Annotated in this window: 7 protein-coding genes; 6 read left to right on the forward strand and 1 reads right to left on the reverse strand. The window is 58.0% G+C overall.

Going from position 1 to position 18,130, the window contains the following annotated elements:
• Positions 1-34: 34 nt before the first annotated feature.
• The 5 genes from NSS64_RS00750 (at position 35) to NSS64_RS00770 (ending at position 14,889) form a co-directional block, all read left to right on the forward strand.
• Positions 35-4,114 carry an Ig-like domain-containing protein gene (locus NSS64_RS00750; RefSeq protein ID WP_341138902.1) on the forward strand — a complete coding sequence of 1,360 codons (4,080 nt, stop codon included), beginning with the start codon at positions 35-37 and terminating at the stop codon, positions 4,112-4,114.
• 82 nt (positions 4,115-4,196) lie between these two features.
• Positions 4,197-6,476, forward strand: a complete 2,280-nt coding sequence (locus NSS64_RS00755) for a helix-turn-helix domain-containing protein (protein WP_341138903.1) — start codon at positions 4,197-4,199, stop codon at positions 6,474-6,476.
• A gap of 927 nt (positions 6,477-7,403) precedes the next feature.
• The gene (locus tag NSS64_RS00760) at positions 7,404-8,069 is read left to right on the forward strand and encodes a hypothetical protein (RefSeq protein ID WP_341138904.1); all 666 of its coding nucleotides are present in this window, start codon (positions 7,404-7,406) and stop codon (positions 8,067-8,069) included.
• Between the two features lie 2 nt (positions 8,070-8,071).
• The gene (locus tag NSS64_RS00765; RefSeq protein ID WP_341138905.1) at positions 8,072-12,361 is read left to right on the forward strand and encodes a glycoside hydrolase family 2 TIM barrel-domain containing protein; all 4,290 of its coding nucleotides are present in this window, start codon (positions 8,072-8,074) and stop codon (positions 12,359-12,361) included.
• Complete coding sequence (locus tag NSS64_RS00770; protein WP_341138906.1) at positions 12,358-14,889, forward strand: GH36-type glycosyl hydrolase domain-containing protein; 2,532 nt, start codon at positions 12,358-12,360, stop codon at positions 14,887-14,889. Before NSS64_RS00765 ends, NSS64_RS00770 begins: the two co-directional genes overlap by 4 nt.
• A gap of 177 nt (positions 14,890-15,066) precedes the next feature.
• Here the strand turns inward: NSS64_RS00770 and NSS64_RS00775 are convergent, their stop codons facing one another.
• A complete protein-coding gene (locus tag NSS64_RS00775) occupies positions 15,067-15,678 on the reverse strand; it encodes a class I SAM-dependent methyltransferase (RefSeq protein ID WP_341138907.1) in 612 nt (203 codons plus the stop codon).
• Between the two features lie 417 nt (positions 15,679-16,095).
• Between NSS64_RS00775 and NSS64_RS00780 the strand changes: the two genes are divergently transcribed.
• A complete protein-coding gene (locus NSS64_RS00780; protein ID WP_341138908.1) occupies positions 16,096-18,063 on the forward strand; it encodes a heavy metal translocating P-type ATPase in 1,968 nt (655 codons plus the stop codon).
• Positions 18,064-18,130: the final 67 nt, after the last annotated feature.

An 18,130-nucleotide genomic window follows, 5' to 3' on the forward strand; every position in this document is an offset into this window, starting at 1 on the left:
ACTATACTTGCTTCCATACGGAAAGGTGGCTATTATGAGACAATCAAGCCGAAAGCCGTTTTATGTATACGCTATCATTATGGTTCTGCTGCTGGGCCTTCTCCCGGCAGACCTTGGATCTGTTGCCCGGGCGGACAGTGATTACAGGCTGCAAGAGACCTTTGAGACGTATAGCACCGGTGCGAAGCCGGCCGGATGGACGATCAAGACACCTCCCCAGGGAGTGAGCGTGGGGGTGCAGGCCTGGGAGGGGTATCCCGGCAAGCTGCTGGAGCTAGAGCAGACGAGCAAGCTTGCCAGCAGCTACAGCATCAGCAAATCTGTTACAGATGTGACGTATAGAAGCATGTTCAGCTATTCGTTCAGAGCCGAGCAGACCGGAGCGGTGATCTACCTGCCCACCCCGCAGAGCGGGTCCGTGCCGCTGGTGAAGTTCGCCATTAACAACGGGGCGTTCAGCTATATGAAAAAAGGGGCCGGCTCCTGGACCTCCGTACTGCCGGTATCAGCAGGCGTATGGCATGAGGTGCGCCTGTCGCTCGACGGCGGCGGCCATACCTTCGATCTGTCCATTGACAGCAACCGTCTGCTGACGAAGGAGCCGATGGCCGAGGGAGGGGCGTTAACCTCCTTCTATATGGGATTCTATAAAGACAGCACAGGGAAGATAGGCTTTGACAATTTTATTGTAAGCGGATACAAACAGGCGGTAAGTGCAGCCTTCACCCAGCAGTCTTACGGGCTGCGAAGGGGGGAGAAGCTGTCCTTACCTCTTCAGTTCACCCCTGCGGATGCTACAGATCAGACGGCTGTGTGGTCTTCCGGCGACGGGGAGGTCGCTACAGTGGATGGCAACGGCCTGGTCACAGGCATCCGTCAGGGAACGACCGTGGTGACAGCCCAGCCGAATGAGGGGCTTCCGGCCGTCACTGCGACAGTAGCCGTCTACGAAGATCCGATCACGGATATTGTATTGGCTCCGCTTCAGCGGGCGGTTCCCGCAGGCTCCCGTGTGCTGTTACAGGCAACAGTAACACCGGAAGACAACACGGATACAGGCATCCGGTGGGGAACAGAGGACGAGAGCATTGCCGTGATTGACCGCTATGGAGAGCTGACGGGGGTAAGCGCCGGAACAACTACCGTGTTCGTCACGGATGAGACCGGAAGCGTCCGGGCCGAGACATCCGTTACTGTAACCGGACGGACAACCGGACAGGAGTTGTATGTCGCTCCGGGCGGAGACGACAGCAACAATGACGGCACGGAAGCCTCGCCCTTCCGGACGATTGCCCGGGCCCAGCAGGCGGTGCGCCTGTTGAACGAGGATATGGACTCCGACATTGTTGTCAATCTGAGGGAAGGAACGTATACGCTGACGGAGCCGCTGGAGTTCACCCCGGAGGATTCCGGGACGAACGGCTATTTTGTCACCTACCGCAGCTATCCCGGGGAGCAGGCGGCCATCAGCGGCGGGCGGTCCGTCACAGGCTGGACGGTGTTCGACAGCGCTAAGGGCATCTACCGGGCGAATGTCGGAACCGGCCTTCAGACAAGGCAGCTGTTCGTGGACGGTATCCGGGCAGTCCGGGCCCGGAGTACAGCGGGACTCGTGAATCCGCTGAAGACGGCAACCGGCTATACCTCGGATAATACGGAGCTGGCCGGGTGGAGCAATACGTCCGATATGGAGCTGGTATTCAATGAGCTGTGGACGAATTCCCGGATTAAGGTAGAGTCGGTAACCGCTTCAGGCGGCAAAGCACAGATCGTCCTGCAGGAGCCGGGCCGGAGCGCGGTCTTTAACCGGGGATTAACCTCGGCGACTGTACCCGTCTATTACGAGAATGCTATGGAGCTGCTGGATGAGGCCGGGGAATGGTACTATAACCGGACTGAAGGTATGCTGTATTACAAACCGCGTGCCTGGGAGAATCTGTCCACGGCCGGGGTTGTGGTTCCTGTACTGGAGCAGCTTGCCACAGTCTATGGCAGATCGGCCGGCGAGCCGGTGCGCAATCTGAATTTTGAAGACCTGAAATTCATGTACACCACCTGGAACCGTCCGAGTACGGCAGCGGGACACTCCGATTCCCAGAACAACCATCTGCGTTATCCGTCGATCCCCGATGAGCTGACCGATGCGGCGGTGATGCTGGAGCTGGCCAATACGGTGAATTTCCGCAACAATCAATTCACCAAGCTAGGCATTACAGCCCTGCGTATGCAGAACGGCGTTCAGAACAGCCTGGTGGAAGGCAACCGCTTCTATGATATCTCAGGCAGTGCGCTGAACGTGGGACAGCCGAATTCTGCGGACCGGAATATCTACCATCCGGCGGATCACAGGCTGCTGATGAAGAATAATGATGTGCTGAACAATGTGATCCACGACATCGGTATTGACTACAAATCGGCTTCCGCCGTATCTGCCGGATATCCGGTAGACATGGATATCAGTCATAATGAAATGTACAATCTGCCTTACAGCGGAACCCATATCGGGTATGGCTGGGATAAGCTGTTCGACGCCGCTACCCGGAACGTGAAGATTCAGGATAACCTGATCTATGATCTCATGGGAATGGGCTTGCGTGACGGAGGCGCCATCTACAGTCTCGGACCTACCGGAGCCACCGCAGAGGACAAAAATCTGGTCAGCGGCAACTACATCCGCAACCAGATGGACGGCAATTCTGCCCTGTACACGGATGAAGGCTCCGCCTACTGGAAATTTGAGCACAATGTGATCGACCTAAAGGATACGCCGCTGTGGCATTCCCCGCTCCGCTGGGCGATGGCCTATGTGCCGACCATCCATGATGTAGATTTCGTGAACAACTATACAACTACAGACGGCTATACCAACAACGGGCGCAATGTTCTGTTTGCGGACAATACGGTCCAGCCGGATGCAGAGTGGCCTCAGGCGGCACGCTCGATTATTGATCGGGCCGGGCTGGAGCCGGAATATGCCTCTGCAGCAGAAGGGCAGGTCAGCCGCTGGAAGCTTGATCCGCTCAAGCTGGCCGCAGGCGGCAGCGGACAGGTCTCCGTCCGTGCCATGAACGGCAAAGACCAGCCGCTGGGCAAGGAAACCAGCAGCTTCTATTACAGCATTCTCAATCCGGCAGTAGCCTCGGTTAGTAGCTCGGGCGTGGTCACCGGACTGGCCCAGGGACAGACGAAGCTTATCGTGAACATCATTAACGGCTCCATTCTGCGCACAATCACAACGGATGTATACGTGGGCGATACCTTAGCCACGGTCCGCCTGGAGGGGCATGACGGCAATGTGTCGTATATCCGTGAAGGCGCAGAACTGCAATTGCAGCCTTACGGCGAGACGCTGTTCGGCAACCGCGAAGAGCTGGAGGAGGTCACCTATACGAGCAGCGATCCTTCCATTGTCAGCGTCAGCGGGGGCGGACTGTTAACGGGGCATCAGACCGGCTCGGCCACCCTCACGTTATCGGCCGATTATCTGGGCACCGTGACTCAGGGGCAATATGAGGTTAAGGTATGGAATGAGGCCAGCCAATACGAACATCACCTGACGGCGGAACTGCAAGACCCTGATGGCTGGTACGTATCGGCAACGGCGAACGGGCTGAAGGAGACCGGGCAAGACAGCCTTACGCTGAGGGCCCCCGGAGGGCATATCATCTACCAGAACCGCAAGTATCAGAATGAGCTGCTGGATTTCAAAATGAAGATCAATGACAGCGCGGCCTCCTCCAACTGGTACGCCCTGATGCTCAATAACCAGAGCAAGGAGCTGAGCTATAGCACCGGCAGCATGTATCTGGTGGTCATAGGGACATCGGGCATAGAGCTGCACCGCTTCAACGAGGGGGTACGAACCGTGATCTACGGCAAGATTGACGGCCTGACCAGCCTCGGCGGGCCGGCGATTCCGAATACGGCGATAACCTTCGGGGTGCAGAGCCGCGCTCAGCTGGGTGCTTTTCAAGAATCCGGGGGTGTGCGTCTGATCCTGAAGGTTAACGGGGTGCAGATCTTTAATTATCTGGACACCGCCGCAGGGGCGATTGGTGAAGCGGGGTACTTCGGGCTGGTCTCCCGCAATGCGAGCACAGAGCTGGGATATTGACAGCATAAGCTTATGAATCCGGGTGCGCAGCCCATATCATTAATGAGATAGCCAACATCTGGACTTACAGGGGATGACACCGATGCATAAGAAATGGCTGTACCGACTGATTCTTTCCTACCTGCCGATCCTGTTTGCCGTAGTATTTTGCCTCATTATTCTGTTCTTCCTGACCTTAAATGAAGCGATGGAGAGACAGACGGCTCAGGCAAACGGCGTGTACGCGGAAAATGTGCTGCAGATTGTGGACACCACCCTGCGCAACCTGGAGACCACCACGATCAAAAGCCTGCTGCTGGAGGAGAAGGTTGGCAGTTATTTCGACCGGCCGGGGAAGCTTGACCCTTATCAGGATTACGGGGTCGCGGAGGTGCTGCTCGATTTCATGTCGCCGCTGCCGATGATTGATTCGGTCTATCTGTACCGCGCAGCCGACGGCAAGGTGCTGATGCAGCATTTCGCCTCCCGCCTGACGGACTTCGGGGACCGCAGCTTTATTGAGACTGCGATGGGGAATGCCCCCAGCTATACCTGGAGCGGAATCCGTGACTTGCAGCTTTTCTCCGGGGAGGACCGGCCGAAATCGGTCATTTCACTTGTGGAGCAGGTGCCTTACTTCTCCGGCGAGCAGGGGCTGATTGTCATTAATGTGCGCAAGGAATCTCTGCAGGCGCTGATTCAGGATATGAACATGGCGAATACAGAAATCTGTCTGAAGGATGCCGGAGGGCGTGCTTTTGCAGGTGCGGATACTTGTTCTGACCCGCAGGTTCAGGATCGGGCGGTTAGCCGGATGTCCCCCTATACCGGCTGGACGATCAAGGTTGGAATGGCGCGGGCGGAGGCCTTCTCGCTGCTGTCGGCCTTCTCCAATATCTGGGCAATTCTGGGCTTTGCGGCTGTCGTTGGCGGGATTGCGGCCATGACCTATATCAGCCACCGGAATTACCGTCCGATTGAGCAGGTCATGAGCCGGATCTACAGGTTCGGAGAGGACCGTTCCTTCGGCTGGAAGCCGCAGAGCAAGGAAGGCGACGAATTTGCCTTCATCGGCCATGCGCTGGAGAGCCTGATCGAGCAGACCAACAGCTATGAGCAGCAGCAGGCCGAGGGGATTCTGCACAGGCGGAATCAGTTATTCAAGGAGCTGCTGGAGAACAGCGGCCAGATGTCGGCGGATAACTGGGTCAGGGAAGCGGAACGGATCGGGATGGACAGTGAATTCGCAGGTGCGGTGGTGGGCATTGCCGAGATTGATTTCTATGAGGCTTTTGCCGCAGGTTACTCGGTACGGGATCAGGCATTGTTCAAATTCACCCTGCGCAGTGTGATTCAGGAGATCGCCGAGAAGGAAGGGGTGTCCCTGTGGACTGAGTGGATCGGACCGGGCCGTCTGGGACTGCTGTTCCGCCGCTCTGCGGGCGGGGAGAACGCTGATGGTGCGGCGGAGAAGGCCCTAATGATTGCCGAGAGTGCCTGCTCCTGGGTGAAGCAGCATCTCAAGTTCACGGCTACCTTCGGCATCAGCGGACCTGCCGCCGGTCTCGGCGGCTTATCGGGTGCGTACCGCCAGGCCCTGGGGGCGCTGGAACGCAAAATAACCGCTGGCCCAGGCCGCGTCTATGCGGCGCCTGCCGGAAGCCCGCTGCCTCCGGCTGAAGGAATGGATGTGCTGGTCCAGGCCATCGGTGCCGTTCCCCAGCTGTACCGGCTGGGGAACGCAGAGTGGAAGCCGCTGATCGAGCGGATTTTCGAGCTGCTGGCAGGCGGCAACTACTCCAAGGAGGATATCGTCCGGCTGCTGAGGCTGCTGGAGACCGGGCTGTCCCGGGAGATGCAGGAGCTGCCGCCGGAGATGAAGGGGATTTGGAATAACGGACGGCTGCGGGGCATTCCGCATTCACCGGAGTCTTTTGAATGGATTGAGGAGCTGCACGGGGAACTGGTCTCTTCGCTGGAGGAGATGGAGGAGGCGCTGCGCAGCCTGCGGATGAACCGTGAGCAGTACACGCTCGCCAATAAGGTGCGCGAATACATTAGCTGCAATTACGCGGACCCCGACTTCTCCCTGACCCATGTTGCCGACAGCTTCGCCATGAACACCAAGACGGTAAGCCGGATATTCAAGGAGGAGATCGGCGAGAACTTCGTCGATTATCTGGCCCGCCTGCGCATGGAGGAGGCCAAGCGCCTGCTGACCGGAACCTCCGAACCAGTGCAGAGCATCGCGGAGCGCGTGGGGTATCTGTACCCCATGTCCTTCATCCGCGTCTTCAAGAAGCTCGAAGGCATCACGCCGGGCGAATACCGTAAAGCCCAGGGCAGTCCTCTGCGTGATGGTGATAGTGATGGGGAGGGGTAGGATCATGGATGCATGGCGTTAGCGGGCGCAATGGAACAGCTAGAAGGATAGTTGGTTATAGGGATAGTTGGTGGAGCTACTAGGTGTGTAATAAGACGGCAGGGGAACCTGGCCGTCTTATTCGTGTGCTATGTTCGGAGGCGCTGTTGTAAATACACTACATTGGGCCAATCCGCGAACCCGCAACCCGCAACCTGCAACCCGCAACCCGCAACCCGCAACCCGCAAACCTGCAAACCCGCGAACCCCAACCCCAAGCCCCCAATCTCCCAATCCGCCGTTAGAGCGCGGATGAAGTGCATAAATACACCACATTTCCGCTAATCCACCGTTGGAGCGCGGATGAAGGGCATAAATACACTACATTTCCGTAAATCCGCCGTTGGAGCGCGGATGAAGGGTATAAGTACACTATATTTCCGCCAATTCGTCGTTGATCCACGGATGAAGGGTATAAGTACACTATATTTCCGCCAATTCGTCGTTGATCCACGAATGAAGGGTATAAATACACTACATTTCCAGAAATCCGCCGTTGGAGCGCGAATGAGAGGTATAATACATTACATTTCCACCAATCCGCCATTGAACCACGAATGAAGGGTACAAATACACCACATCCCACCACATCCCCGTAAATCCTCCATTGGCGCACGAGCCAATATGTGCCCCCAACGCCACCGTTGGCAAGCCTCGATCAGCATCTCATTTTTCTCCCGTAACTAGCCCCTCCTTCATTCCTCAACCATCGCCGGGCCGTCTGCATTGCGCTGAGAGTAAGCCGGATTCCGCTGCCGCATCACATGGAGTTTATAGCTCCATTTTCGCATGTCGTTATTATGCTAAAGAAGGGCATGATCGTCAAGGAAGCGGCCCGCCGGATACGTTACTCTAGAAGGGTAGATGACATAAGGTTGGAGGGACACGATGCAGCGTTGTTTATATAGAGCCGAGTGCAGGGAGGATGCTAATCCATCTGCGTTCTGGGATGCACAGACCCAGTTACTGAATGAACGCATGGACAGGCTGGACCTTGAACGGCTTAGTATTTTTCAGGATGGTCAGGAGCTGTTTCTGTACTATGAGTGCACTAGCCGGGAGGTAGGGCCGGAGCAGTTATTTCAGGGTGCGGCAGAGATGCTCAAGGAGTGGCCGGGAGGGGAGCAGCCCCGGTTGTGGGTGCCTATGATGGACATTTTCCATTATCAGCAGCCGGTCTCCGCAGAGCATTGGAAGCGCAGTCATGCGGCGGGAACCCCCTACGGAAGAGTGGCGGCGCTGAAGCCGGAGCAGGTCGCAAGCTATGTGTATCACCATTATCAGTATCAGGAGGAGCATCCGGGGGACGGCGACAAATATGGGATTATCGGGCTGCATGAGAACCTGCTGTTTTTTTATTCCGAGCTGCCTGCAACGGTGGAGCCTGCCCCGTACGCCGGGAAGCTTGCCACGAATCTCCGGCCGGAGAACTGGGGTGAGGTGATGGACCCGCATTTCAGGAAATGGAGTGGGATGCAGCCGGATCAGGCCATTTGGAAAAAGCTTGCGCCCGTCCTAGCCATCCCACGCCCCCATACAGGAAAAGGAGAATGAATATGTTACGTACATCCATATGTCTCAATGGCGAGTGGGATTTCATGCCGCTCTATGACCAGCCGCGCACTCGCGCCCTTCCGGAGAAATTGCAATACGAGGCCCGCAAAATACAGGTTCCATCGAGCTGGCGCTACAGCTATACTGCGCCTTCAGGCAGCAAATTCGGCGAAGTCGCCGACCATAATTTCCAGCCCTTTGATGTATACAGCTACCCGGAGGAATGGAATGCAGCCGAAGCCGGGGTGCTTCACCGCAGCTTTCAGGTGCCGGAGACGATGCTGGAGCAGCGGGTTGTACTTCGGTTCGAGGGCATTATGCAAAAAGCGGCAATCTATCTGGACCGCGAGCGGATTGCGCTCTGGGAGGACGGCTTCCTGCCCTTGCGGCTGGATATCACCGCGCTGGTGAAGCCCGGCCGGGAGCAGCATCTGCATGTGGTCTGCGGCAGCTTTGACACGGCGGTGCTTCCCTCCGGGGAGACCAAAATTACCGGACTCTCCGGCTCCTGGTTCGGCAGAATCGCCCGGGGTATCTGGCAGGATGTCTTCCTGGAGGCCTATCCGCCAGTATCGCTGGAGGATCTTACGATCCGCACCTCTGTCCGGCAGGGAAGGCTGGAAGTGGATGCATTGATAAGCGGCACAGAAGACGGTCCCTTACCGGAAGGTCTGCGGGTGCTCCTGCATGTCAGGGAGCGGAAGTCCGGCGTTCTGTCCGCGCTGGCAGAGCCGCCGAATCGGCCGCAGCCGCTGGCGGCCGCTCGTTCGCTGCCCGTCCTTGAAGCGGAAGCAGCAGTAGCGCCCCGCCCTGCGGAGGATGCTGCCGGGCGGCAGTTATGCAGCAATACCGGCAGCCGGGTGTGGGGCGGAGCGGCATTCAACCTGCCCTGGCAGGAGGCTATGCTGTGGAGCCCCGATTCTCCTGTCCTGTATGAGCTGGAGCTTGTGCTTCAATCGGGCGATGTGGTTCTGGACCGCCGGAGCGAGACCTTTGGCTTCCGGGAGTTTTGGTGCGAGGGGCCGCAGTTTATGCTGAACGGGATTCCCGTTAATCTGCGGGGGGACTCCTGGCATTTTCAGGGGGCGGCCCAGCAGACAGAGGACTATATCCGGGGTTGGTACCGGATGTGCCGGCAGGCGGGCATTAACAGCATCCGGCTGCATGCGCAGCCGTATCCCTCCGATTATCTGCGGATTGCCGATGAGGAGGGGATGCTGATTGTCGATGAGACGGCCATCTACGGTTCCAGCAAAAGCATGGATGCCGCCCATCCCGACTTCATAGACAATTGCCGTGCGCATGTGCAGCGGCTGGTGCAGCGGGACAAGAATCACCCCTCGGTCATTCTGTGGAGCGTGCAGAACGAGATGCGCTGGGTGGACGGACGGGATCATTACAAGCAGCATATCCCCGGCCTGATCGGGCTGATGAAGGCGCTGGATGCCACCCGCCCGGTCATGGTGGAAGGGGACAACCGCCTGGTCTCCAGGCAGCAGACCGAGGTGGAGAGCCGTCATTACAATATTGACGGCACGATCGCGCAGTGGGACCGGAAGGTTCCGCTCACCTTCGGCGAGCATGGCGGGTGGTGGTACATCTGTCCGCAGAACAGCAGCATGTACTCGGGAATGGAGGTATATAAGGATTCAGATGCAAGTGCTGCCGGGCTGGCCCACAAGGAGCGGCTGTTCGTGGAATATGCACGGCGGCAGGGCGTCTCAGGCATCTCTACCTTTAACTTTGTCCATTACTTCATGCGGGCGATGCCGGAGCAGGAGCTGAAGCTGCCGCAGGCCGACCTGACCACACCCGGCCCCAAGCCTGCTGTGATTCCGGCCTACTCGCTTTCGCTGAACAACGGGCTGCTGCCGGAGGAGTATCCGGTCTACAGGACTAATCCTGCTTTTGCCATTATGGCCGCGGCCTTCAAGCCGGTCACGCTGATTGCTGCAGAATACAACCGCTGCTTCTTCGATGATGCGCGGGTCTCCCGCAGCTTCGATGTCTATAACGATACGTTGTCAGCGCAGGAAGTACTGATTGAATGTGAAGTCTTGCAGGACGGGCGCAGGGTGCACAGCGAGACCTTCCACTTCCGGCATGAGCCTGCTGCACGCCAGAGCATCCGGCTGGAGTGGATGCCGGAGGCAGTCCATGGCGAAGGAGCTGGAGCAGGAGAGGGAGCAGGAGTAGGCGCACCGGTAGGTGAAGGAGAAGCCACTCTGTCCGCCCGGCTGTTCCATGGCGGCGAGCTGATGCATGAGCTTGAGGTAAGCTACCGCCTGCTGTCCGGGAGCTGCCGGACAGAGCCGGTAGAGATCGCCCTGTCAGCAGCTTACATCGGCTCTGACCGGGACTTCCAGGCGATTCACGCGCTGGTGCCCGCTCTGGTCCGGGCAGAACCGGAAGCTGTAGATAAGCTTGCGGCCGGAACCCTGCTGATTGCCGGCAGCAAGGTGGAGGATCAGGACGGGTCGCTGGACCGGAGGCTGAGAGGATTCGTGCAGCGGGGGGGGCGGCTGCTGCTGCTGGAGCAGCTTCATCTCTCTCCAGGCAGGCTGCCGCTCACCCGCCGGGAATTCATCCGCGCACATAGCGGGGATTACGGGCATCCGGTGCTCCAGGGATTAGGCGCGGAGGACCTGATGTACTGGCATGAGGAGCTGCGCGAGGACGGGCCGCTGCCGATCATCCGGGCGGCGTTCGAGAAGCCGGTGACCGGCGACTTCACCCTGCTGCTGGAATGCAGCGCAGGGGACTTCGGAGACGGCGGCGATCTGTGGTCGCCGCTGCTGGAATACCGCAGCGGTGCGGGCATGCTCCTGGCGAATCAGCTGGAGATCATGGACCATCTCCAGCGGGTTCCCCAGGCGCAGCTGCTGCTGCGCAGCCTGCTGCAGTATGCGGGCCGCGCGGCAGCCCCGGCATCTGCCGCCATATCCGGGCCCTCCGCCGGGGCTACCGCTACCGCCGCCGGGGCTATCGCTGCCGCCGCCGTCAAGGCTAGCGCCGCAGCCCGGCACGCCGCGCCGGCTACCGTATCCGCGCCTGCGCCAGCCGCGGCACAATCCGCTGCGGTCTGGGTCCGCAGCAACAGTCCGGCGGCAGCCTTGCTCGGCAAGCTCCGCCTGAAGGGCCAGAGCCTGGACAGCGCCGCAGGCTTGTCCGGCCTGCCCCCCGGCCTCCTCGTCGTGGAGGCCGCACTGCTGGGCACGCCGGGCGCGGCGGAAGCCGTGCGCCAGGCGGCCCTGGCCGGCGGCAGCGTGCTGGTGCTGCCGGCCGAGCCCGGCGGGCAGGAGGCGCTCGCCCGCCTGCTGGACGCTCCTGTGCGCATTGCGCCGCACGGGACGTATCATCTGGCGGCGGACTATGCGCACGCCGCCGTGCAGGGCATCAGCCCGGTCGACCTGTTCGGCTTCGACAAGGTGCATCTCTCGCCCCGGGATGTCGTCAACCGGGAGCTGGCCGCTTACAGGCTGGAGGTGCCGGGCGCTGAGGTGCTATGCACCAGCGTCGAAGGCACAGCCTGGAAGGACTATTTCGCCGGACAGCATACGGCGGAATACAGCAGGCTGGCTCTGGTCGAGCTGAACCGCAGGAAGGCGGCTGCCCCGGGAGCTTTTGTGATCCGGCAGGCGGCCGGAGCGGGAGAGATCCTCTGCTCGCAGCTGCTCGCCGACCCGGATAGCGACAAGAGTCTCAGGCTCTACACGCGCCTGCTCGGCAATCTCGGAGCCGCTTTTGCCGATGAGTTGCTGCTTCATGACAAGGGAGATGCGCAGTGGGCGGTGGAGGCCGTAATGACACTGTTCTGTCCGCCGCATACCGACTTCGAGGCGATGAAGGACTACTATACCGACCCCGAATTCTCTCTGAACAATCTGGGGGAAGGCCTATATGGCTGGATGAAGAAAAAAGAACGGCGCGCAGACGGAACCTTCCTCATCCCCGCACCGGAGGGCCGGCCCCTGTTCCTGAGCTGCTTCGTGCATCTGCCGGAGACGGCGGATGCAACCGAAGCAGCCGCAGGCAGCGGGAAGCCGGGCGGAACGAGAACCGGCAGACTCCGGGTGAACTCGGCCTGCGCTTTTGACATCTATATGAATGGCAGGCTGGTGCCGGAGCCTGAACAAGAGATTACGCTGGCCAGCGGGATCAACCGCCTGATCGCCATCGTCCGGGGAGCGCAGGAGGATATCGCCTTCGGCATGGTTTTCCTGAATACAGACGGCACGTATATGAATGATCTGGAGTTCCGCCTGACAATGGACGAGGTGGAGCCCAAATGAGCAAGATCAAAGGAGAGGAGCAGACCAATATGAACGCCAATGAACCGGTACCATCCGCAGCATCTGCATCATCCACACCACCCGCAGGCCCTTCCGGCCGCGCACAGAGTAACAAGGCTGTAGAACCGCCTTATGGGGTCAGTCTACTTGCGCGTACAAATGAGCTGGATCAGTACTTCACCTTCAACGATGAGGCGAGGGAGGTGGAGTTCAAGCGGCATGATATGCCGACCCCCTGGCTGAACTATTTATCCAACGGCACCTTCCATACCATGCTGTCCCATGCGGGCGGCGGACTATCATTCTATAAGTCTCCGCAGATCTGGCGGATTACCCGCTACCGTTTCTTCCATCTGCCCACCGACCGCTCCGGCCCGTATATTTACTTGCAGGATGCCGGAACAGGCAGCTACTGGTGTCCCACGTATGAGCCGGCCTTCCGGAAGCCGCAGGAGTGGCGGAGCAGCCATGGCATGGGCTATACCCGCTTTGAAGCGCAGGCGGATGACCTGGCGGCGAAGACGGTTTATTTTGTCGGGCCCTATGAGAATTCCCTGATCTGGAATCTGACGCTGACGAACAATAGCAGCGAGGTCAAAGAGCTGAACGTGTATGCCTACGCCGAATTTGGGATGATGGAGTTCATGCGCGAGCTGCAATGGCAATGCTATAACAAGCATCAGGTGTCGGTGCAGTACCATGACAAGGAAGCGCTGATCTACAAATACGGGGTGGAAAATCAGCCCAAGCCGGACGAAACACCACTCGTCTATATGATGTCCGATGCACCGCTTGCCGGGTATGACGGAGACCGTGAAGAATTCATCGGCAGCTACCGCAGTGAATCCAATCCGGCCGCGATTGAGCAGGGGGGCTGCACTGGATCAACGATTCTGGGAGGCGACCCCTGCGGCGCACTTCAGGTCCGGGTAAGACTTGCGCCCGGCGAGACCCGCACCGTGAACTTTTTTCTCGGGACAGCCATGAACGAAGCTGAGATTGAACGGGCCATCGATCAATCGCGGGAGGCGGATTTCGTCACCCGTTCCTATGCGGCGCTTCAGGAGAACTGGGAGCATTACCTCGGGGCCTGGAGCTGTGAGCTGCCGGATCAGGATGCGCAGCGTATGCTCAACACCTGGAATCCGTACCAGTCGCAGCGGAATTTCCTTTTCTCGCGCAATATTTCGTATTATGCCACCGGCACCTTCCGGGGCGTAGGCTACCGGGATACCGCTCAGGATATTCTGGCAGTCGTACCGTACGATCCTGAAGCAGCCAAGGATAAAGTCCGCCTGCTCCTGGGGCAGCAGTATCAGGACGGGCATGTGAATCATTACTTTTTCCCGAATGAGGGCTGGGACCCGGTCACCAGCATCCATTCGGATGATCACCTGTGGACGGCGCTGGCCGTATGGGACATTCTTGCCGAGACCGGAGACTGGGCATTCCTGCAGGAAAATATTCCGTTCTATGACGGCGGTGAGGCGCCGCTCTATGATCATTTGAAGCGGGCGGTGGACTTCACCGTCTCCAATCTGGGGCCGAACGGGTTCCCGCTGATGCTGCGCTCGGACTGGAATGATCAGCTCTTCCGGGTATGCCGTGAGGGCAGAGGGGAGAGCATCTGGACAGCGATGCAGTTCGGGACGGTGCTGCTGCGGATGAAGGATCTGGCGGCGGCCTCCGGTTACCCGGAGCATGCGGCGGACTATGACCGGCTCTACGGGGAGCAGAAGTCGCTCGTGAACACGCTGGGCTGGGACGGGCAATGGTTCCGGCGGGCGGTGATGGATGACGGGCGGTATCTGGGTACCGCTGAGCATGAGGAGGCCCAGATCTGGCTTAATGCCCAGACCTGGGCGACCCTGTCCGGGATGGCTGAGCCTGACAAGGGGCTGAAGGCGATGGACAGTGTGCGCGACATTCTCGATACAGAGCTGGGCATCAAAAAGCTGCATCCGTCCATCACGAACTTCCCCGATCCCGCCGATCCTTTAACCAACTATAACAAAGGAACCGGGGAGAACGGAGCCGTCTTCTGCCACGCCAACACCTGGGCAATTATTGCGGAGTGTATGCTGGGCAGAGGGGACCAGGCGTACAAATATTACCGCCAGCTCATCCCGAACATCGCCATGGAGCAGGCCGGAATCCGGCGCTACAAAGCGGAGCCGTATGTCTATGCCTCGAACCTGTTCGGGCCGGAGTCCGACCGGTTCGGTCTGGCGAATGTATCCTGGTTGACCGGTACGGCCGCGTGGATGTATGTAGCTGCTACGCAATACATTATGGGCATCAAGCCGGTGCTGGCCGGACTGTCCATTAACCCGTGCATCCCGTCTTCCTGGGAGGGCTTCTCGGTCACCCGGCGGTTCCGTGGCTGTGAGTATGAGATTACCGTGAAGAACAACAGCCGTGTCTGTTCAGGCGTCCGGGAGATCCGGGTGGACGGCGAACTGCTGGAAGGAACGGTTATACCCCCATATCCGGGCAGAGGTTCGGTGAAGGTGGAGGTTGTCCTTTAACTCAAGTTATGTAAATGCATCATTCACACCAAAAGTCCCGCCAGCTGCAAGGAGCAGAACTGTGGCGGGACTTGTTGGATGTTCAGGAATCGTGTGATTCTCTCTGGATTCTCAGGAAGTGCTGCAGCACCTGCCTCCACGCTGAAATGAACAATCTCCCTCCAGGCTCATATTTGTTTATGCTCTGCTGGAAGGAGTGCGTCTCAGAATGACAAAGTCAGCCGAGGATTGATCAGGATACCGCTGCGGAATAATCTCATGCACGTTGAAGTCTGGATATTCAAGCAAATAATGAAACAGATTGCGGTCCTGGATCGTACTGACACCCGAATTTTCGGTTTCTTCCAGCCGGGTATATAGGGCAACCCACTCTGTCGAAGAGTACAGGATGTCACGGAGCGTATTGCGAAAATCGGTTTCATCCGTAATATGGTACAGCACATCAAGACATACGGTCAGATCGGCCTGCAGGAATCCGCGGTTAATCCACAGGCCTGGTGTATACAGCATGAAACTTTTGGAGGAATCATCGGCAAACCTGGAGGTGCAGAGCCGCACCGAGGTAACCGATACATCTACTCCCAGATACTCGTTATAGTTCATATACTGCAACTGATTGCCGTCCCCGCAACCAAACTCAATCACGCGGGCAATGTTCTCGCGTTGAATCAGTCCGTTGACCACCTCTGCCTTGAATTCAGCCAGTACGCCATATGAGCCTCTTCCCGATGTCTCTCCGGATTGATACGCCTGCTCCCAATACCTTTTATAATCAAAAGCCTGATTCATAGGTTTCCCCCGCTTTGACAAATTTGTACAGTTGTTAAATTTAGAGTATGCGCCGGTTTTTAGTTTCATTCGCTTTTCTGAACCTTCTGGATTTAACGGTCTCCGTTCACAAATACCTGCAATCTCCGTGCAATTGTTTTTTTCTGTTTCCAGCCAAATTCAGGCTTGCCCCCGGTTTACTTTTACGCTTTGCGTGGTATAGTATAGTTATAAGTTGCGCGAAGGAAATATAGTTGCTCTATTGCAACAATGATTATCATTCTCATTTATCTCTCAGTCATTATCCTCAACTACCATACCCATTCAACATGCTGTCCCGGCGATGCCGGGGCAGCATGTGTCATTTTAAGGGTGTTAATAATGGCTCTCATTCTCAAGTGTGCGCTTAACCAAAACCATTCAGGAAGGTGATTGTTCATGCAAGCAACCTCGAAATCAATGCCCAAATCCATAGCGCGTCAAGGAGGGGCGCAGCAGCCCCGCACTCCGGGACCGCGCCGCTTCGATCCGCTGGCGATGCTCAGCAACTCCGAAATGCAGGCCGCTCTGGGGAGCGGGCTGATTATGCTCATAGCCTGGGCCGTCAGCGGCTGGTCGGAGGTCTTATCCGTAATTCTCTATGTGATCTCTTACACCCTGGGCGGCTGGATGAAGGCGAAGGAAGGCGTGGAGACGCTGGTCAAGGAACGTGACCTGGATGTCAATCTGCTGATGATTGCCGCTGCGCTGGGTGCCGCCTCTATCGGGTACTGGAATGAAGGGGCAATGCTGATCTTCATCTTTGCCCTGAGCGGAGCGCTGGAGAGCTACACCATGGAGCGCAGCAAGAAGGACATCTCTGCCTTGCTGGCCCTCAAGCCTGCCACTGCGGTCCGTATTGAGCAGGGCGCGATGAGTGAAGTAGCTATTGATCAGCTCATGCTGGGAGATCTGCTGCTGATCCGTCCGGGTGAGCTGGTTCCTGCTGACGGCAAGGTATGCCGGGGGGAGTCGTCTGTGAATCAGGCCTCCATCACGGGAGAATCGCTTCCCGTAGACAAAACTGCCGGCAGTGAAGTATTCGCCGGTACTGTTAATGGAGAAGGCCCTCTTTATATAGAAGTGACTAAGACTGCCGAGAATACGCTGTTCGCCAAAATCATCCGCATGGTGGAAGAGGCAGAGAACGAAGTGCCGGATTCGCAGCGTTTTATCAAACGGCTCGAATCCGTGTATGCCCGCATTGTCGTGGCTGCGACAGTCCTGCTGATCACCTTGCCGCCGTTTGTGCTGGACTGGAGCTGGAGCAATACGTTCTACAAGGCCATGGTATTCCTGGTCGTGGCTTCCCCGTGTGCGCTGGTATCCTCAATCATGCCCGCTATGCTGTCAGCCATCTCCAAGAGTGCCCGCAAAGGCATCCTGTTCAAAGGCGGGGTTCATCTGGAGAATATGGCGCGGACCTCGGTCGTTGCTTTTGACAAAACCGGTACCCTGACGGAAGGCATCCCGCAGGTCACGGACTTCATCGCCGGAGAAGGCTATGTGCGGGAAGAGCTGCTGGCCGTGAGCGCCTCCATTGAGAAGCTGTCGGGGCATCCGCTGGCAGAGGCCATTGTCGCGCTGGCGGAAGCGGAACAGATCGGACTGCGGGATATTGAAGAGAGCCAGTCGGTCACCGGCTGGGGAATTGAAGGCGTCATAGATGGCCAGCTGTGGCGGATCGGCAAGTCGAATCTGCTGGATGAAGCGGAAGGGGAGGCTGCCGGGGCGGATACGGAAGACTGGAAGACTCTGCGCAGCAAGCTAGAACAGGAAGGCAAAACGGTATCGCTGATCCTTGCCGGAGAGACCATCGCCGGAATGATTGCCCTGCAGGACACCGTACGCCCGCAGGCGGCGGCTGCCGTGCGCAAGCTGCATAATCTGGGGATCAAGGTAGCGATGCTGACCGGTGACCGCGAGGCTACAGCCCGGGTCATTGCGGGTGAGAGCGGCGTCGATCTCGTGTTCGCCGGGCTTTTGCCGGAAGATAAGGTATCACACATCAAGGCGCTGCGGGAGCAATATGGTCATGTCATCATGGTAGGCGACGGGGTGAATGATGCGCCTGCGCTCGCAACCGCAACAGTTGGCATGGGCATGGGGATGAAGGGCAGCGGGGCTGCTCTGGAGATTGCCGATGTGGTGCTGATGAATGACAACATTGAGGAGATTGCCGGGACGATTGCCCTGGCGCGCCGGACGCAGCGGATTGTGAAGCAGAATATGATTTTTGCCGTAACGGTCATTGCCGCCTTAATGATCAGCAACTTTGTGCAGGGGATTGCGCTGCCGTTCGGGGTGGTCGGGCATGAGGGAAGTACGATTCTCGTCATCCTGAACGGCCTGCGTCTTTTGCGTTAACACTTTAGATTGCTTGAAATTGAATTGTTCACAAAAAGGAGCGTTTACAACGGGTCTGGCATATTGA

Source organism: Paenibacillus sp. FSL H8-0122 (assembly GCF_038005345.1).
In the GTDB taxonomy this organism is placed as follows: domain Bacteria; phylum Bacillota; class Bacilli; order Paenibacillales; family Paenibacillaceae; genus Paenibacillus_AQ.

Excerpts from the sequence above, each read along its gene's own strand:
- NSS64_RS00750 (WP_341138902.1), top strand. The coding sequence starts at position 35 with ATGAGACAATCAAGCCGAAAGCCGTTTTATGTATACGCTATCATTATG.
- NSS64_RS00755 (WP_341138903.1), top strand. The coding sequence starts at position 4,197 with ATGCATAAGAAATGGCTGTACCGACTGATTCTTTCCTACCTGCCGATC.
- NSS64_RS00760 (WP_341138904.1), top strand. The coding sequence starts at position 7,404 with ATGCAGCGTTGTTTATATAGAGCCGAGTGCAGGGAGGATGCTAATCCA.
- NSS64_RS00765 (WP_341138905.1), top strand. The coding sequence starts at position 8,072 with ATGTTACGTACATCCATATGTCTCAATGGCGAGTGGGATTTCATGCCG.
- NSS64_RS00770 (WP_341138906.1), top strand. The coding sequence starts at position 12,358 with ATGAGCAAGATCAAAGGAGAGGAGCAGACCAATATGAACGCCAATGAA.
- NSS64_RS00775 (WP_341138907.1), bottom strand. The coding sequence starts at position 15,678 with ATGAATCAGGCTTTTGATTATAAAAGGTATTGGGAGCAGGCGTATCAA.
- NSS64_RS00780 (WP_341138908.1), top strand. The coding sequence starts at position 16,096 with ATGCAAGCAACCTCGAAATCAATGCCCAAATCCATAGCGCGTCAAGGA.